Origin of the sequence: Acinetobacter sp. YH12227, assembly GCF_013417785.1 — a bacterium.
GTDB classification, from domain to species: Bacteria; Pseudomonadota; Gammaproteobacteria; order Pseudomonadales; family Moraxellaceae; genus Acinetobacter; species Acinetobacter gandensis.
Map to the genome: position 1 here is coordinate 1 of NZ_VPDH01000001.1, position 16,769 is coordinate 16,769.

The 16,769-nt window shown below is 41.6% G+C and carries 16 protein-coding genes and 1 pseudogene; 6 read left to right on the forward strand and 11 right to left on the reverse strand.

All coding sequences use genetic code 11. From position 1 onward, the window contains the following. Positions 1-117: 117 nt before the first annotated feature. Positions 118-1,457 (reverse strand): annotated as a pseudogene (locus FTV09_RS00005) (histidine kinase dimerization/phospho-acceptor domain-containing protein); the annotation flags it as partial. 42 nt (positions 1,458-1,499) lie between these two features. Beyond that, entirely contained in the window at positions 1,500-2,135 is a 636-nt protein-coding gene (locus tag FTV09_RS00010) for a response regulator (protein WP_067763139.1), read from the reverse strand. A 211-nt stretch (positions 2,136-2,346) separates the two neighbouring features. Between FTV09_RS00010 and FTV09_RS00015 the strand changes: the two genes are divergently transcribed. Beyond that, entirely contained in the window at positions 2,347-3,399 is a 1,053-nt protein-coding gene (locus tag FTV09_RS00015; RefSeq protein ID WP_167348720.1) for a serine hydrolase, read from the forward strand. 112 nt (positions 3,400-3,511) lie between these two features. Here FTV09_RS00015 and thrC read toward each other — a convergent pair whose 3' ends face one another. The 4 genes from thrC to xerD form a co-directional block, all read right to left on the reverse strand. Then, the gene (gene thrC / locus FTV09_RS00020; RefSeq protein WP_180056187.1) at positions 3,512-4,651 is read right to left on the reverse strand and encodes a threonine synthase; all 1,140 of its coding nucleotides are present in this window, start codon (positions 4,649-4,651) and stop codon (positions 3,512-3,514) included. 57 nt (positions 4,652-4,708) lie between these two features. After that, a complete protein-coding gene (locus FTV09_RS00025; protein ID WP_067763268.1) occupies positions 4,709-6,013 on the reverse strand; it encodes a homoserine dehydrogenase in 1,305 nt (434 codons plus the stop codon). A 130-nt stretch (positions 6,014-6,143) separates the two neighbouring features. Further along, complete coding sequence (locus FTV09_RS00030) at positions 6,144-6,956, reverse strand: DsbC family protein (protein ID WP_180056188.1); 813 nt, start codon at positions 6,954-6,956, stop codon at positions 6,144-6,146. 96 nt (positions 6,957-7,052) lie between these two features. Continuing rightward, a complete protein-coding gene (gene xerD / locus FTV09_RS00035; protein ID WP_180056189.1) occupies positions 7,053-7,970 on the reverse strand; it encodes a site-specific tyrosine recombinase XerD in 918 nt (305 codons plus the stop codon). Positions 7,971-8,143: 173 nt separating this feature from the next. Between xerD and FTV09_RS00040 the strand changes: the two genes are divergently transcribed. The 5 genes from FTV09_RS00040 (at position 8,144) to ftsW (ending at position 13,297) form a co-directional block, all read left to right on the forward strand. Next, on the forward strand, positions 8,144-8,407 hold the full coding sequence (locus FTV09_RS00040) for a FeoA family protein (RefSeq protein ID WP_180056190.1): 264 nt from the start codon (positions 8,144-8,146) through the stop codon (positions 8,405-8,407). After that, complete coding sequence (locus FTV09_RS00045; protein WP_067763126.1) at positions 8,404-10,266, forward strand: ferrous iron transporter B; 1,863 nt, start codon at positions 8,404-8,406, stop codon at positions 10,264-10,266. The genes FTV09_RS00040 and FTV09_RS00045 overlap by 4 nt, the downstream gene beginning before the upstream one ends. A gap of 42 nt (positions 10,267-10,308) precedes the next feature. Then, a complete protein-coding gene (locus FTV09_RS00050) occupies positions 10,309-10,560 on the forward strand; it encodes a DUF6587 family protein (RefSeq protein WP_180056191.1) in 252 nt (83 codons plus the stop codon). A gap of 173 nt (positions 10,561-10,733) precedes the next feature. Next, positions 10,734-12,080: a UDP-N-acetylmuramoyl-L-alanine--D-glutamate ligase gene (murD, locus tag FTV09_RS00055; protein ID WP_180056192.1), complete on the forward strand. Its 1,347-nt coding sequence runs from the start codon at positions 10,734-10,736 to the stop codon at positions 12,078-12,080. Positions 12,081-12,100: 20 nt separating this feature from the next. After that, positions 12,101-13,297, forward strand: coding sequence for a putative lipid II flippase FtsW (gene ftsW, locus FTV09_RS00060; RefSeq protein ID WP_067763122.1), 1,197 nt, complete (start codon positions 12,101-12,103; stop codon positions 13,295-13,297). Here ftsW and FTV09_RS00065 read toward each other — a convergent pair. From FTV09_RS00065 to FTV09_RS00085, 5 genes are all read right to left on the reverse strand, one after another. Next, on the reverse strand, positions 13,286-13,546 hold the full coding sequence (locus tag FTV09_RS00065; protein ID WP_180056193.1) for a zinc ribbon domain-containing protein: 261 nt from the start codon (positions 13,544-13,546) through the stop codon (positions 13,286-13,288). The genes ftsW and FTV09_RS00065 overlap by 12 nt on opposite strands. Before the next feature lie 91 nt (positions 13,547-13,637). Beyond that, a complete protein-coding gene (gluQRS, locus tag FTV09_RS00070) occupies positions 13,638-14,570 on the reverse strand; it encodes a tRNA glutamyl-Q(34) synthetase GluQRS (protein ID WP_180056194.1) in 933 nt (310 codons plus the stop codon). A gap of 2 nt (positions 14,571-14,572) precedes the next feature. Then, complete coding sequence (dksA, locus tag FTV09_RS00075; RefSeq protein WP_067763116.1) at positions 14,573-15,100, reverse strand: RNA polymerase-binding protein DksA; 528 nt, start codon at positions 15,098-15,100, stop codon at positions 14,573-14,575. A 209-nt stretch (positions 15,101-15,309) separates the two neighbouring features. Further along, the gene (gene cpdA / locus FTV09_RS00080; RefSeq protein ID WP_067763114.1) at positions 15,310-16,113 is read right to left on the reverse strand and encodes a 3',5'-cyclic-AMP phosphodiesterase; all 804 of its coding nucleotides are present in this window, start codon (positions 16,111-16,113) and stop codon (positions 15,310-15,312) included. Positions 16,114-16,123: 10 nt separating this feature from the next. After that, positions 16,124-16,744, reverse strand: coding sequence for an NUDIX domain-containing protein (locus tag FTV09_RS00085; RefSeq protein WP_180056195.1), 621 nt, complete (start codon positions 16,742-16,744; stop codon positions 16,124-16,126). Positions 16,745-16,769: the final 25 nt, after the last annotated feature.

A 16,769-nucleotide genomic window follows, 5' to 3' on the forward strand; every position in this document is an offset into this window, starting at 1 on the left:
TGTGTATATAGAAATCGTCGTAAAAGATTAAACCTGCGGTTTAATTTACTTGCTGGCATATACAATTTAGATTGGGTGAAAGATAAACAATTAAATTGATTGAAAAATGATTTATGAAGGAAGTCTATTGATTTCAATATAAGGGTGTGTTGGATCATTATGCCGAATGGCATTACGCACTAAATTAATTAAGATTTGGCGAAGCTGGGCTTCATCAAATCGAATACTGAGTTCAGGCTGGATATTCAAACGAATTTGATTTTGAATATCAGATAGATCTTCTTGAATAAATAATGGAATAAATTGTTCTAATTTCAGTACTGCTGGATGTGTTTCTTTGTTACGCACCATGTTTAGCGTATCTTGAATAATACGATCAATTCGTACGGTTTGACGTGAAATCATGCCGCTGAGCATTTTTTGTTGTTCAGTATCACTGCCGGGTAATAAATCATTCGCATGTACAATTGCGGCTAAAGGGTTGCGGATTTCATGGGCAATACTGGCAGAAAGTTGCCCGAGTGCAGCCAGTTTTAATTGTTGAACCTGTTGGTTAAGTTTCTGTGCATCTTCTAGAACCAATAAGGTTAGAACTTGATGTGGTGCAATTAATTTTTGTACTACGACTTGAATGTGATAACGGCTTTGTTGGGATTGGAATTGAAATTTTTCACCACTTTTTAATTCTTCGAATTTAAGTAATTCAAATAAGTCAGGTTGTGTGGTGTAAAGCGGATATTTATCGCTGTGGTATGAGGTTGGCATCCCGAGTAGGTAACAGGCAGCAGGGTTACTCAATACCACATGGCAATTTTCATCGAGGACTAAATAGCCTGTATCAATCTGCTCCAAGATATAGCGGTTAATATTTTGCAGGCGATGTAATTCGAGAGATTGTGAAAATTTAAATTTTCCATCAACTGGAAGCGGCGAACAGCGACTTGTGCACTGCCGTACACTACGCAAAATAAAAAGGCCAATATGGCGCTATTGGTTAAATTTTTAAGTGACGTAAATTCAAGAATTGAACCTAAAAATAGCTGATAGACCACACAGATCACGGCAACTAAGGTCACAATCAGGGCTTTTTTAGCATCTAGTAGTAAAGAGGCAGCAAAAATGGTGATCACAAATAACAAGCTAAGGTGCAGGTTGGGCCCATCTGTTGCTAAGGTCAAAAGACTTAAGGAAATGACATCGACCACAAACAACATAAGCAGTTGATTGGCAATGTAGACTTTTAAGGTCTTGAGCGACATAAACTGAATACTAGTAAGTACTAAGTATGCAGTTAAGACATAAAGATAAAGCCGTGGATAGGCATATTCGGCATTGAGCTGAGGGTAAGTCAGTAAAAAAACCAGCAGCAAACAAGCACTGATGATAAAGCGATATGCGCTGTACCAAAGCCCCAAATGATACTGGTTCAATTCAGTATGAATTGAACGCTCTGTCATGAAATTAACTACGTGTTATTAGAATGTACGTGTGAGTAGCAATTAAGGTTTGATTAAACCGTAGCGGATAGCCAAGTGAGTGAGTTTGACATCACTATCAATATTCAGTTTTTCAAAAATACGATAACGATATGTATTGACGGTTTTTACACTGACAAAAAGTTTGTCTGAAATTTCCTGTGCACTGATACAGTTGACCACCATCATCGCCACTTGCATTTCACGTTCCGACAAAGCATCAAAAGGGGATTGCTGGGTATCGGATAAATATGAACTAGCCAATTGCTCTGCAATATCGGCACTAAAGTATTTCCCACCTTGCATTACTTTATTTATGGCACGAACCATCTCAGTAACTGGAGCACCTTTGGTGATATAGCCTTTTGCACCCGCTTTTAATAATAATGAAGGGTAGGGTTCTTCCGCTAAGCCGCTCACCGCAACGACTTTGGTTTCAGGTGCTGTTTGTAATAAACGACGCGTGGTTTCTACACCGCCAATGCCAGGCATGTTGACATCTAACAGAACAACATTCGGATGATGTTGACGCACCAAAGTGATGGCATCTTCACCAGATTCAGCTTGTCCAATGACTTGTACTTCAGTGTGGTCTTCGAGCATACGGCAAATACCGGTACGTACCAATTCGTGGTCATCCACCACTAAAACTGTGATCACCTATACTCTCCCTTCAATATAAAACTGTTTTTTTGTTACATAAAGCAAAATAAGCTTGCAATGAAACGACAAAATTAGCAATGCTATTCTTATATGTAATGAAAAACTTCATCCACAATATGTGAGCAAAATATGTTCTTGATTGTGGTAAATGTACGGCATATTGTGGGTAATACGCAAATGTTTAGCATCTTGAGTTGAGTGAGTAATGGTGAAGAAAACAAATAAGTTCCTAATGCACATGTTAGGCATGTCAATTGTATTGGGTATGAGCAGCATCAGCTCTGCTGAAATTGTCATGAATAATGCTGCAAGTCAGCAGTCTAGCCTGAGTTGGTCTTCGGAAGATGCCGAGCAACTTTTAAATGGTGATGTGTCTTCGAGTATTGATGAGCCATCTCCTCAGGGATCAACAAAAGTTACGACATCCGTCCGTAGTAGTAACGGTGTGGTAGCACAATCTGCGCCTTCAAAAACGGTGCGTATTGTTGATACTAATCAATATGCTGGTCAGCCATCAGTTAATGCGCGTGCTGCATTGGTCATGGATGGTCAAACAGGTGAAGTGCTTTACAGTAAAAATAGCAATACGGCACTTCCAATTGCGTCAATTACCAAATTAATGACGGCTGTTGTCATTTCTGACGCACGCTTGAACATGTCTGAGAAAATTACACTACAACAAGCGGATTTTTCTTGCTCTGGTTGTAAAAGTTCGAGTTCAACTTTACGTGCTGGTGACAGCATGAATCGTGCAGAAGCACTGTTATTTGCTTTAATGAAGTCTGAAAATCCAGCTGCATCTGCATTAGCAAGAACCTTCCCAGGTGGCCGTTCTGCCTTTATTTCTGCAATGAATGCGAAAGCACGGTCATTGGGGATGAACTCGACACATTATATGGAATCAACTGGTTTGCATCCTGGCAATGTCGCTTCGGCACGTGATTTAGGTATTTTAGTGAATACTGCATCTCAATATGGCTTGATTCGTCAGTTCTCAACAACACCAAGTTATGACTTTAATTTGGGTTATCGTGTATTAAAATCTAATAATACCAATGCTTTAGTGCGTAATGGTGGTTGGAATATCAATATTTCTAAAACTGGATTTATTAATGAAGCTGGGCGCTGTGTGGTGATGCATACCACTTTAAATAACCGCCCAGCAGTTGTGGTGCTATTGGGAGCAGATTCTTCTGCTGCACGTACTAGTGATGCAACACGTTTAATGAATTGGGCAAGCCAGCTACCAAAACGTATCTAACATGACTTAAGTTTCATAGCAGGATTTGGATTTACTCAACGTCTAAATCTTGTAGTGAAACAAAGCAAATAAAAAGCCCTGCATTTGCAGGGCTTTTTATTTCAATCAAATATTACATATTTGAAAGAATAGAATCACGAACTTGATCCAATGTTGCATCAATTGATAGCATTACTGCATCAGAACATTGTTTGATTGCAGTATCAGGGTCTTTCAAACCATTACCTGTCACAGTACATACAATCACAGAACCTTCAGTAATTTTACCTGCTTTGATATCACGGATTGCACCACCAACAGACGCTGCAGAAGCAGGCTCAACAAATACACCTTCGTACATCGAAAGTAGACGTTGTGCTTCTAAGATTTCAGCATCAGTTAGTTCATCGAACCAACCTTTTGAATCACGTACAACAGCTTTTGCGTGGTTCCAGCTTTGTGGATTACCAATACGGATTGCAGTTGCTACAGTCTCAGGATTTTCAACTGGTGCGCCACGTAAGAACGGTGCAGCACCAGAAGCTTGGTAACCCGCCATGATCGGCAAGCCAGCAGGTTTTGGACCAGTAAAGGCATCAGTTGCAGGGTCATAAACCACTTGCTCAAATTCTTCTTTTGATTGGTTCGCAACTGCTTCGGTATACCCCATCCAGTGAGCAGTGATGTTACCTGCGTTACCTACTGGTAAGCAGTGGTAGTCTGGTGCACGGCCCAATTCATCCACGATTTCGTAAGCAATGGTTTTTTGACCTTGCAAACGGTACGGGTTAATTGAGTTTACAATCGTTACCGGTGCTTTATCTGCAATTTCTTTCACGAGGCGCATACCATCGTCAAAGTTACCGCGAATTTGCATCGTGATCGCACCATACATCATCGCTTGCGCCATTTTACCCATTGCAATTTTGCCTTCAGGGATTAAAACGAACGCTTTCATACCTGCACGTGCAGCATAAGCTGCTGCAGCAGCTGAAGTGTTACCAGTAGATGCACAGATAATGGCTTTAGAGCCTTCTTCAGCAGCTTTTGTTACTGCCATGGTCATACCACGGTCTTTAAATGAACCAGTCGGGTTTAAGCCCTCGTACTTCACATAAATTTCAACATTTTTGCCAATAATGCGCGGAATATTCGCAAGCTTAATCAGTGGGGTATTACCTTCGCCTAAAGAGATTGCTTTAGTGGTGGCAGACACTGGTAAACGGTCGCGATAGCGGTCAACTAAACCAGTATAACGATTGGCATTCGACATGATGATGTTCCAATTGTGTGTAGAGCTTGGCAAGGGGAGAGTGTCCCCTTGACCCGATTAATTATCAAGCGATTCTAAACGAATTCGTACAATTTCGCCATGAATGACGGGCAATGCTTGAATTTGTTGAAGGGCTTCATCCATTTTTGATTCTTTAACTGGATCAGTCAGAATCACGATAGGAATAAGGTCTTTTAAGCGTGGCTGTTGCATGATGGCATCAATACTGATTCCCGCACGGCTTAAAATAGTCGTCACATCAGCAAGAACGCCTGTTTGATCTTCAGCATTAATGCGGATGTAGTATCCAGTGGTCATTTCTTCACGTGGAAGAATGGTCAAATCACTTAAGCTTTCAAAAGCTAATTGCGGAATTGTACCTGAACCATCTTCGGTATAAGAAATGTCACGAACAATATCAACAACGTCAGCAACGACAGCAGATGCTGTTGGTCCAGCACCAGCACCAGCACCGTAATACAGCGTTGGACCAACTGCATTGGCCTGTACTAGTACGGCATTTTTCACACCATTAACATTAGCAATCAGTTGTTCTTCTGGAATCAATGTTGGGTGAACACGAAGCTCAATTCCTGTTGCGGCACGACGAGCAATACCTAGATGCTTAATACGGAAGCCAAGGTCTTCTGCATATTTTACATCTTGTGCTGTGACTTTGCTGATGCCTTCAGTGAACACCTTGTCAAACTGCAATGGAATACCAAATGCAATCGAAGCCAGCAATGTAAGTTTGTGAGCTGCGTCGATGCCTTCAACATCAAAAGTCGGGTCAGCTTCGGCATAACCGAGTTCCTGTGCTTCTTTCAGCACATCGGCAAAGGCACGACCTTTTTCACGCATTTCAGTCAAAATGAAGTTGCCTGTGCCGTTGATGATGCCAGCTAGCCAATCAATTTTGTTTGCAGCCAAACCTTCACGCATGACTTTAATAATTGGAATACCACCAGCAACAGCTGCTTCATAGGCAATTTGTACGTGATGATCATCAGCCAATTTGAACAATTCATTACCGTGTTCAGCTAAAAGTGCTTTGTTGGCAGTCACCACTTGTTTGCCATGAATAATCGCTTCGCGAATCACTTCATAGGCAGGGTGGATGCCACCCATGACTTCAACCACAACATCAACGTCAGGTTGACGAACAATATCTAATAAATCAGCACTTTGTTTTACAGAAGCAGGAAGATCTAAATCAGGACGAGGGCGACGCGTGCCCACATGGGTAATTTCAATTTCACGACCGGTGCGACGTTTAATCTCAGCAGCATTTTCTTTTAGTAGTTTAAGGGCACCACCACCCACAGTACCAAGACCGAGGATTGCCAGACGAACTGGTTTCACGTCACACTCCATTTAATTCATCAATTTCTTAAGTGAGTTTAGATCATAGCTAAAAAAACGCTTGGACTCTAGGGTAGAAATAACTTTATTCCCACCCATAAAAAACATTCATTTAGCCTATAAAAATTAGTTATTTAAGTGCGCTTTCTAGTTCCGCTGCAGACATGTAAGCACCGATATGAACACCTTCAGCATTGTAGATTGCTGGTGTGCCATTTACCCCAATATTTAGCCCCATTTCATACATGCTACGCACAGGGTTTTTGCATGAAGCAGGTGCAATTTGTTGACCAGCAATCGCTTGATCAAATGCAGCATGGCGGTCTTTGCTACACCAAATTGCTTCCATCATTGGCATGTGTTGTTCGCCACGAGGCCAAGCGATGTAACGTACTTCAATACCACGGGCATTGATATCATCCATTTGCTCATGCAATTTGTGGCAATACGGACAGCTCACATCGGTGAATACATAAACCACATGTTTAGTTTTACCTTTGGCTTTATAAACCAGTAAATCTTCAGATTTTAAGTTGTCGAATAATTTTTTATTGGTTTCAGCTTGTAAGTTGTCACCGACATTAAAAAGTTTTTTATCACCTAAACGAACCAAGTCACCTTGGAAGATGTATTTGCCATCGGCTGTGGCATATACCGCAGGCATACCTTCGAAGCTTACCCAAAAAATATTAGGAACTTCTGTAGCTTTCACGCCGATTACTTTGGCATTGATATTGGCTTTTTGAATATTTGACTGCAATGTGTCGATGAGACGTTGTTGAGCATTACGTTCAGACAAGGTTGATGCTTCACCAGTCGCTGGTGTGCTCGCCGTTAATGTTGAGTCTTTCTTTTCGTCGTTATTTGAGTTGGAGCAAGCCATAAGTGCCATGCTTGCAGCAAGTGTAGATGCGAGAAAAAATTTTGAACGGGTAAATAACATAAACAACCCTTTTCTTTTAGCTATATCAAACAGGTGAGTAAGCATAGCAAAAAATAAAGGGCGCGATAGAACTTCTTGGTCTGATATTTACAGCCGTTAAGCTCTTGGATGGAAACTTGCGTGAAGTTGTTGCATGCGAACTTGTGCTACATGGGTATAAATTTGCGTGGTCGATAAATCGCTATGGCCCAGCAGCATTTGTACTACACGCAGATCAGCGCCATGATTCAGCAGATGGGTTGCAAAAGCATGTCTAAGTGTATGTGGTGAGAGTTCAGTTTGTACACCGGCTTGTAAGGCATAACGTTTGATAGCGTACCAAAAATTTTGTCGGCTCATCATACCGCCATGTTGGGTGAGGAAAAGGGCATCGGTTGAACTTTTATATAACTGTGGTCGCGCTTGGGCCAAATATTTTTCCACCCAGTCACAAGCGACTTGACCTAAAGGGACGAGACGTTCTTTATTTCCTTTACCAGTAATACGTAAATAGCCTTGTTTTAGATTAATCAATTCCAAACGTAAATTGAGTAGCTCACTGACACGTAATCCGCATGCATATAAGACTTCAAGCATCGCGCGATCACGTAAGCCAAGTGCGCTGTTGATATCGGGTGCATTAATTAATGCTTCAACATCAGCTTCAGATAAATCTTTGGGCAGGGCACGACCCAGTTTAGGTGTTTTATGTGTTGCAACTGGATTGTCGCTGCGCAATTTTTGTTCACGTAGAAATTTAAAGAATGAACGTAGTGCAGAAAGTGAACGAGCGATAGATCTTGGACTTTTTCCCTGTTTTGTGAGGTTCAACAGCACATCGGCTACATCATCACTGCTCCAGTCTGTCATGCTGTGGTGATGACACTCACTGCATTGAATTAAATCAGATAAATAGGCATTTCTAGTGTGTGGGCTGACTGTCTGAGCCACCAAATAATCACGATATCCTTGTAAGAAACTTAAATTTTCTGGAATGGTTACAGGGGCAGGGATACGTGGTTTTTTATTTAACATGTAAAGCTCATTTGGGTGAATTAAACCAATAAATCACAAGGGTTTAATGCAATGTAATTTAAATTTTCTATACTGTCGATCTTTGAAAGCGAAATGCGAATTGAAATCGAATCCGATTTGTTAATTATTCTCATTTGTTTGTATAATGTTCAAAATTTTTTAGGGTTAGTTGCGTGCGATTATCTGATTTGAAAGTGAAACAAAGCGCGGTCATTCATAAGGTACATCGTAACCAGAATGGCAACGGATCTCATACTGATATGGTGGCGAGCCGTTTGGAAACATTAGGTTTTGTTCCCGGAACCAAGGTACAGGTGATTACCAAAGGTATTTTTGGTGGTGATCCTATTTTAATTCAGGTCGGGTTTACCCGTTTCGCACTCCGTAAGATAGAAGCTGAAAAAGTGGAAATAGCAATGGAAGGGGCATCGGTATGAGTGATGCTTTACGTATTGCCCTTGTTGGTAATCCAAACTGTGGTAAAACCTCATTATTTAACCATTTAACTGGTACACGTCAAAAAGTTGCCAACTATGCAGGGGTAACGGTTGAGCGTAAAGTGGGGCAATTTACTTTACCTTCGGGCAAAGCTGTCCGTGTTTTGGACTTGCCAGGTACATATAGTTTAGACGCCACCAGTCCGGATGAAGAAATTACCCGTGATGTGGTGCAAGGTAAAATTGCAGAAGAAGGTCATCAAGACGCATTTCTATGTGTAGTCGATGCGACCAACTTGAAATTGCACCTCGGTTTGGTCATGGAGATGATTGAGCTTGGTCGTCCTGTTTTACTTGTGCTGAACATGATGGATGAAGCACGTCGTCGTGGCATGCAAATTAATACGCAGAAATTATCGCAACGTTTGGGTATTCCTGTTGTGGAAACGGTTGCTGTGCGTAATGCAGGCATCGAAAACCTGATGGGCGCTTTAGATGCACAAACCTACCGAACACCTAATGTTGAACTGAGTGACATTAATCTGTCAGGCAGCAACCATGAAAAAATCGAACAAATTTTAAAAGATGTCGTCGTGTTTGTTGAACACGAAGACAAACGTTCTGACTTCCTCGATAAAATTTTCTTACATCCTGTGTTGGGTCTAATCAGCCTTGCAGTGATGATGTTTATTATTTTCCAAGCGGTATTTGCTTGGGCTGCGCCATTCATGGATGGAATTGAAACCTTCTTTGGCTGGCTAGGCGAAGTGGTGGGTGAGCATATTGCCCATCCATTGCTGAATAGTTTGGTGGTAGACGGGATTATTGCTGGTGCGGGTGGTGTTGTGGTGTTCTTGCCGCAAATTATTATCCTATTCTTCTTCATTTTAGTGCTTGAAGAATCAGGCTATTTACCACGTGCGGCATTCTTGCTTGATAAGTTGATGTTTAAAGCAGGTTTAAGTGGCCGTGCTTTCATTCCATTACTTTCAAGTTTTGCCTGTGCCATTCCGGGCATTATGGCAACGCGTAGTATTAGTGATCCACGCGATCGTTTAACCACAATTTTGGTTGCACCATTAATGACGTGTTCAGCACGTTTACCCGTGTATGCGTTATTAATTTCAGCATTCATTCCAGAACAAACAGTTTGGGGTGTCTTGAATCTACAAGGGCTTGTGCTGTTTGGCCTGTATATGGCTGGTATTGTGAGCGCATTGGCAGTTGCTACTGTAATTAAAATCTTCCAAAAAGATAAATCGCAACATGCTTTATTGATGGAATTACCAAGTTACCGTTTCCCTGACTTGAAGAGTGTTTGGATTGGTTTATTAGACCGTGCCAAAATCTTCTTAAAACGTGTGGGTGGCATCATCTTCGCGTTGTCTATTTTGCTTTGGTTCTTATGTACTTTCCCACAACCACCAGAAGGTGCGACCTTACCTGACATTGATTATTCATTGGCGGGGATGTTGGGTCATTTAATGCAACCAATCTTTGCACCATTAGGCTTTAACTGGCAGATTTGTATTGCATTGATTCCTGCAATGGCTGCACGTGAAGTTGTGGTTGCTGCACTAGGAACGGTATATGCCTTGTCTGCAACAGATGAAGATGCAATGTCGCAAGGCTTAGCAAGCTTAATCAGTAGTGATGGTTCATTAGGTTGGTCATTGGCAACGGGCTTGTCATTGTTAGTGTGGTTTATTTATGCACCGCATTGTTTGGCAACGCTCGCAACAGTAAAACGTGAAACGGGTTCAATGAAAACAGTTGGGTTCATGACCATCTATTTATTTGGTCTGGCTTATCTGATGTCATTCCTGACGTATCAAATTGCTTCACATTACTTTGGATAATTCAATTTGGGCATGTGGCCTAAATTGTCAGAGGAGATTGAAATGATTGAAATTCTAATAGTCGCTGCTCTCGTGATTTGGAGTGCTGTCGTGGTGTTTAAGAAAGTATTTCCTAAAACATCGAACTCAGTTTTCAACTCCTTGTCCTTATGGTGTGAACGCCAAGGTTGGCATGCACTGGCAAAACGTTTGAAGCCTAAAATGGCGATCGGTTGCGCCGGTGGATGTGGTTGCTCAGAATCTGAGGAACCTGTAGCTAAAAAAGTTGAAGTACAAGCTGTGAAGTGGAAATAATCCTGCGTTGAACTGCTCGTACTAGATTGTTTAAAAACCGTCATTTTAATGGCGGTTTTTTTACGAGCGGACACAAAAAAAATGTGAGAAAGTGAAAACATAAAAAGCATTCAAAACAGCAAAGTGCTAACATTTTGTCAGTTTTAAAAACCGACCAAAATAATGGGGCAGAAATGTTAATACAGCGTGGTGGATTGAAGGTTGTTGCCGGATTGGGTATCTCTGGTGTTGCCGCAGTTAATTTTTTACATAGCCATGGCTACCGCGTTGCAGTCACCGATTCACGAGCAAATCCGCCGGGTCATGATCAGATTCCAAGCGATGTACAAACGAGTTTTGGTCAGCTTGACCAAGAATTATTGCTCCAAGCAGAAGAAATTATTATTAGCCCCGGACTTGATCCTAAACTGCCAGAAATTCAAGCAGCTGTAGCAGCGAATATTCCTGTTGTTTCAGAAATTCAAATTTTACGTCGCGCTACAGACAAGCCCATTGTGGCCATTACAGGTTCAAATGCCAAAAGTACCGTAACCACTTTATTTGGTCTTATGGCTGCAGATGCTGGTAAAAAAGTAGCGGTCGGTGGCAACTTAGGTCGTCCTGCACTGGACTTAACCAAAGACGATCCTGAACTTTATGTGCTTGAATTATCGAGTTTTCAATTAGAAACCACTTCAAATTTAGCGGCTGAAGTTGCTGTTGTATTGAATATGAGTGAAGATCATCTTGATCGCCACGGCGATATGATGGGTTACCACACAGCGAAACATCGTATTTTCCAAGCCGTGAAAAAAGTGGTGTATAACCGTGATGACTCTTTAACTCGTCCCTTGGTTCCAGATGCAACCCCAATGCAAAGTTTTGGTTTAAATGCACCTGATATGAATCAGTTTGGTATTTTAAAAGATCAAGACGGTACGATTTGGTTGGCACGTGGACGTGAGCGTTTACTAAAAAGTGCAGATATGTACATTCAAGGTACGCATAATGTGGCGAATGCCTTAGCATGTCTTGCTTTAGGTGAGGCGATAGGTTTACCACTTGAAAGCATGTTAGACACCTTAAAAACCTTTAAAGGTTTAGAGCACCGCTGTGAATTTGTTAAAGAATTACATGGTGTTCGTTATTATAACGACTCTAAAGGTACAAATATTGGCGCAACACTTGCCGCTATTGATGGTCTCGGTGCTGCAATTGAAGCCAAAGGCGGTAAAGTGGCGATTATTTTAGGTGGTCAAGGTAAAGGGCAGGACTTTACAGCATTGCGTGATGCGCTTTCAAAATATGCCAAAGTTGCTGTTTTGATTGGTGAGGATCGTCCTATTATTGAAAATGCGATTTTAGATACAACGACTTTAATTCACGCTGAAAGTTTGCAGCAAGCGGTTGAGTTATGTCAGCAAAATTCTATTGAAAATGACGTGGTGTTACTTTCACCTGCATGTGCAAGTTTTGATATGTTTAAAGGTTATAGTGAGCGTGGACACCAATTTGTTGATTGTGTGAATGCACTCGTTTAAAAAACGATAAGGAAAGTTGTATGGCTGGGTTAGCTCAGACGACCATAAATAGAATAAATGAAGTTGTAGAACGTTGGATTCCTCGGCTACCTGCCGAGGTCAACGTACGCAATGTTTTAATCTTTTGTGTCTTGGCATTGTTATGTATTGGTTCAATCATGGTGGCATCCGCGTCGATGCCGTATGCAGAACGGATGCATGAAAATGCTTTCCATTACATCACGCGACACGGCATTTCAATTGCCGCCGCAGCTGCAGCAGCTTACATTGCCTACAAAGTGCCGTTAAATGTATGGTTTAACAATACCTTTTTCTTGTGGATTGTGACCATCGTACTGCTGGCGGCAGTTTTGGCAGTCGGTACGGAGGTAAATGGTTCGAAACGTTGGATTCGTATTGCCGGTTTTACCTTACAGGCATCCGAAGTCGCCAAGGTGATGATGGCCATTTTTACTGCTGATTATGTGGTTCGACGTGCAGAAGAAGTGCGTAATAACATTAAAGGTCTGGTGCGTCTTGCGATTATTATGGCTGCAACAGTTGGCCTAGTCATGGCTGAACCCGATTTGGGTGCCACCGTGGTGATTGCATTAACCATGCTTGGCGTGTTCTTCCTTGCAGGTGCGCCATTGATTCAGTTCGCGATTGCTTTTGGTGCCATCATCATGGCTTTTGTGTTCTTGATTTTATTCGAACCTTACCGTTTAGAACGTTTGATGTCATTCTCTAATCCATGGAATGATCCATTGGGAGCGGGCTATCAGTTATCCAATGCCTTAATGGCGTTTGGTCGCGGTGAATGGGTTGGCGTTGGTTTAGGTCACAGTATCCAAAAAATGTCTTATTTACCTGAGGCACATACGGACTTTATGTTGGCTGTATTGGGTGAAGAATTTGGTTTTTTAGGAATTTTTACCGTATTAACATTGTCATTTGTGATGTTGGTGAGCTGTATTCGTATTGGTCATCGAGCGCTACGCCATCAATACTTACGTGCAGGTTATTTGGCCTATGGCATCAGTATTATTTTCTTATTACAAATCTTGGTGAATGCTGGGATGAATATGGGGATGTTGCCAACCAAAGGTTTGACCTTACCATTTATTAGTTATGGTGGTTCATCACTGATTATCTGTGCGGTCATGGTCAGTCTTATTTTGAAAATCGATGCGACCACGAAAGAAGTGAATCCAAGTAAAGAAGAATCAAGCTTCTAAGTTGGAATTGCGTTGTGGATCAGGCTTTGAATGTTCAAGGACTTGAGCGGGCATTTCTGTTCCACAATGCAAACATTTTACAAAGCTGGCCTTAGCTTTAGACAGTGGAATGAGTGGAATAAAAAATAAAGAAAAGTAATTTCGTTGCTGTTTTAGCTCGTAACTACTTCGGTTGCGGCACACAGGGCAATTGAATTGGCTTTTTTCAATGACTTTGGTTTTTGGCCCCAATCCAAATATAAAAAACATTGCACACTCCAATAACACTTAATGATATAGCCATTAAAGCATATTTCTGGTTTGAAGCTATATATTAGAATGCAGGCCAAATAGTATGCGTTTATTGATACATCTGTGGCAGTTCCATGCAATGCGGGATCTTGTCGACGCTCCATTGTGCAATGGCTTGTTTGAGCATGATGTGTGGCATATCTAAGTCGACAGGTGCTTGGTGTAAGGCTTGCAGTGCCTGTTGTAACAGTTGAGGTGCTTGTTTGAGATCTAAGGCCTGCGCCATGTTTTGCTTAGACAGTTTTTGCCCTTGATCATTCATGGCTAAAGGCAAATGCATATATTCTAATCGTGGATAATTTAGTTTTTGCCCCAACCAAATTTGACGTTCCGTATTATCTAAAAGGTCCGCGCCACGAACCACATGGGTCATCCCTTGCAGAAAATCATCGACAACCACTGCAAGCTGATAATTAATAATGCCATCACGACGTTTCAGGACAAAATCACCTAAATCATGTAAAAGATTCGAGCAATGTTGGCCTTGCAAACGATCGTTGAAACAAATGGTTTGATCATCAATTTTGATGCGAATGGCTTGATCGATCAAAGGAAGCTTAAGCTCGCGACAAGTTCCTTGATAGATATGATTAGAGCCGAGCACTTTACGTGTGCATTGACAGGCATACACCAGGTCTTGAGCATGTAATTGCTCAATCACTTGCTCATAGATATCGAGGCGATCTTTCTGAAATATGATTTCGGCATCTGGTTCAAACTGAAAGGCATCAATTGAACGTAAGATATGTTCTTCACTGCCGGGAGAAATGCGGGGAATATCGGTGTCTTCAATTCGGACAACCCAACGGCCATCCTGAGCGCGGGCATCGCAGTAACTGGCGACAGCAGTAATTAAGGAACCAAAATGCAAAGGGCCGGTTGGCGATGGTGCAAACCGACCTGAGTAGCGAGTCAGCGAAACATCGTTTCCCTTCTGCGCAAAAGCCAAGCTGAGCTTGGCTGAGGAATCATCAACAGTCACAATTAACCGTTATTTTGCTTCTCTTTGATCTCTGCAAGTGTTTTGCAGTCGATACATAAAGTCGCTGTTGGACGCGCCTCTAAACGACGTAAACCGATTTCGATACCACAAGTTTCGCAGAAACCGTAGTCATCATTTTTGATCGCTTCAATTGATTGTTCAATTTTACGAATCAATTTACGTTCACGGTCACGGGTACGAAGTTCAATCGCAAATTCTTCTTCTTGCGTAGCACGGTCGTTTACGTCAGGAAGTGCAGTATTTTCATCCTGCATGGTATTGAGTGTACGATCAACTTCAGACATCAACTCAGCTTTCCAAGCCAACAGAATTTGGCGGAAATGCTCAAGCTGACCTTCAGACATGTATTCTTCATTTTTTTTAGGCTGATAAGGCTCAATACCAAATAAGCTAGCAGTAGAACCACCTTCAGTCGCCTTTGGCTTTGTTTTGCGCACGCGTTTCGTAGACTTCTCATCTACTACATCAGTTTGTTCGTCTAAGACTTGATTTTGGTTGTCATTCGCCATATAGGGCATTCCTCATCATATGCATATATCTATACGCAAAAAATATGGTGATATGCAAGTTTTTTATCCACCCACCACAGAGATTCCCCCTGCGGGGGTCGTCATCATATAGACTTTTTTTGCTTATTGATAGTCTTTGATGTTTGGATTCTAACTATCACTTTTCCTTTAGATGCCATAAAGTAAAGCAAAAAAATCAAATTGAAAAGTTAATAACCTGAAATTTCGGCATTAATTTGAGCTTGTTTGATTTTGACCCTTAAAACTTCAGTTTTGAACGCGCCAGTATCTTTTAAATGCAGTACCCGATAGCCCGGTAAGCTTTGATCTATGGCAAAATTTTCACTGAACGGCTTAAATTGTACGCTGGTTGATGGCGTTGATAAAAACTGGACACCATGCCATTCATTACATGAATCTTGATGCACATGTCCGCACAAAACAATTTTGACATTAGCGTGTTTAGCAATGACATCCATTAAATGTTCAGCGTTCTTAAGTTTATGCTGATCAATCCAATGTGACTGCATTGCAAACGGATGATGATGGCAGGCAATAATGATGTGCTGTGAAGGATGTTCAGTCAGCAGCTGATCTAATTGTTCAAGTTGTTGAGCAGAGACCCAGCCATCCACCTTTCCTTTGACAGCACTGTTGAGCAAAATCATGCTCCATTTACCCAAATGGATAATATGTGCTTGGTTTTGGTTTTGATGAAAAGGGAAATGCTCCGCATCATCGTGATTGCCAGGAATTTGGTAAAACGCGAGTTTTTGTTGCTGCATAAATTGAGTATAACGAGCATAAGTCGTCTGTACCGGCACTTGCGCAAGATCGCCAGTATGCACGAGAGCATCAACATGATTGTGATGAAGCTGAATATGCTGTATCACATCATGAAAGCTTTGTTCTGGATTCATACGAACAAACTCAAGATCTTCCTGATCCATCAAATGTGTGTCCGAGATCTGAATGATCGTCCAGTCGAATTGTTCTGAGTCCCTTAAAGTCATGTCCTTCCCCTTAGACATTCCTTGTAGTATGTAATTGCTGTTGCAGCCATTGCAAGGCCATAATGACAGGTGCGTTCTTTAGCCGACCATTGGTCAATAAAGTTGGAATATCTGCATAAGCTAAAATATGCAGTTGAATATTTTCACCTTCATCTGGCATGCCAAATACTCCACCTTGTTCTGGTAATTCTGCTTCTGCACTATATAGATGAAATAATTCTGCACAAGCGCCAGCCGATGGATAAAAGCTAAAAAGGTGCTGAAGGGTGTTTAATTCACAGCCTGACTCTTCCAAACTTTCACGGCGGATACAGCTTTCAGGCGATTCATCTCCGTCAAGTACACCTGCAATAATTTCCAGTTGCCATGGTGACTCAGCATCATCAATTGCACCAATACGGAATTGTTCAATTAAGGCAAATTTTTGTTGTTGATGGTTATAAATCAATACACCAGCCGCTTCTGGGCGATGAATTAATTCACGTTGAATGGTTGGAATCATCTCTTGGCGGTTGAATAAGCGATGTCGCAATTGAACTTTTTCGACCTGAATGAAGCCTTTAAATACGTGCTCACGTCCTTCAAGGCAATAGTCTTTATTGTTATAGGTGGCCTGTTTAATAATATTCATAAGCTCTAATCAGGATGAAACGTTT

What these genes read in the sequence shown, in the direction of transcription:
- thrC (WP_180056187.1), bottom strand. Translation starts at nt 4,651, where the DNA reads ATGTCGAATGCCAATCGTTATACTGGTTTAGTTGACCGCTATCGCGAC.
- FTV09_RS00030 (WP_180056188.1), bottom strand. Translation starts at nt 6,956, where the DNA reads ATGTTATTTACCCGTTCAAAATTTTTTCTCGCATCTACACTTGCTGCA.
- xerD (WP_180056189.1), bottom strand. Translation starts at nt 7,970, where the DNA reads ATGTTAAATAAAAAACCACGTATCCCTGCCCCTGTAACCATTCCAGAA.
- FTV09_RS00045 (WP_067763126.1), top strand. Translation starts at nt 8,404, where the DNA reads ATGAGTGATGCTTTACGTATTGCCCTTGTTGGTAATCCAAACTGTGGT.
- FTV09_RS00050 (WP_180056191.1), top strand. Translation starts at nt 10,309, where the DNA reads ATGATTGAAATTCTAATAGTCGCTGCTCTCGTGATTTGGAGTGCTGTC.
- murD (WP_180056192.1), top strand. Translation starts at nt 10,734, where the DNA reads ATGTTAATACAGCGTGGTGGATTGAAGGTTGTTGCCGGATTGGGTATC.
- ftsW (WP_067763122.1), top strand. Translation starts at nt 12,101, where the DNA reads ATGGCTGGGTTAGCTCAGACGACCATAAATAGAATAAATGAAGTTGTA.
- FTV09_RS00065 (WP_180056193.1), bottom strand. Translation starts at nt 13,546, where the DNA reads ATGTTTTTTATATTTGGATTGGGGCCAAAAACCAAAGTCATTGAAAAA.
- dksA (WP_067763116.1), bottom strand. Translation starts at nt 15,100, where the DNA reads ATGGCGAATGACAACCAAAATCAAGTCTTAGACGAACAAACTGATGTA.
- cpdA (WP_067763114.1), bottom strand. Translation starts at nt 16,113, where the DNA reads ATGACTTTAAGGGACTCAGAACAATTCGACTGGACGATCATTCAGATC.
- FTV09_RS00085 (WP_180056195.1), bottom strand. Translation starts at nt 16,744, where the DNA reads ATGAATATTATTAAACAGGCCACCTATAACAATAAAGACTATTGCCTT.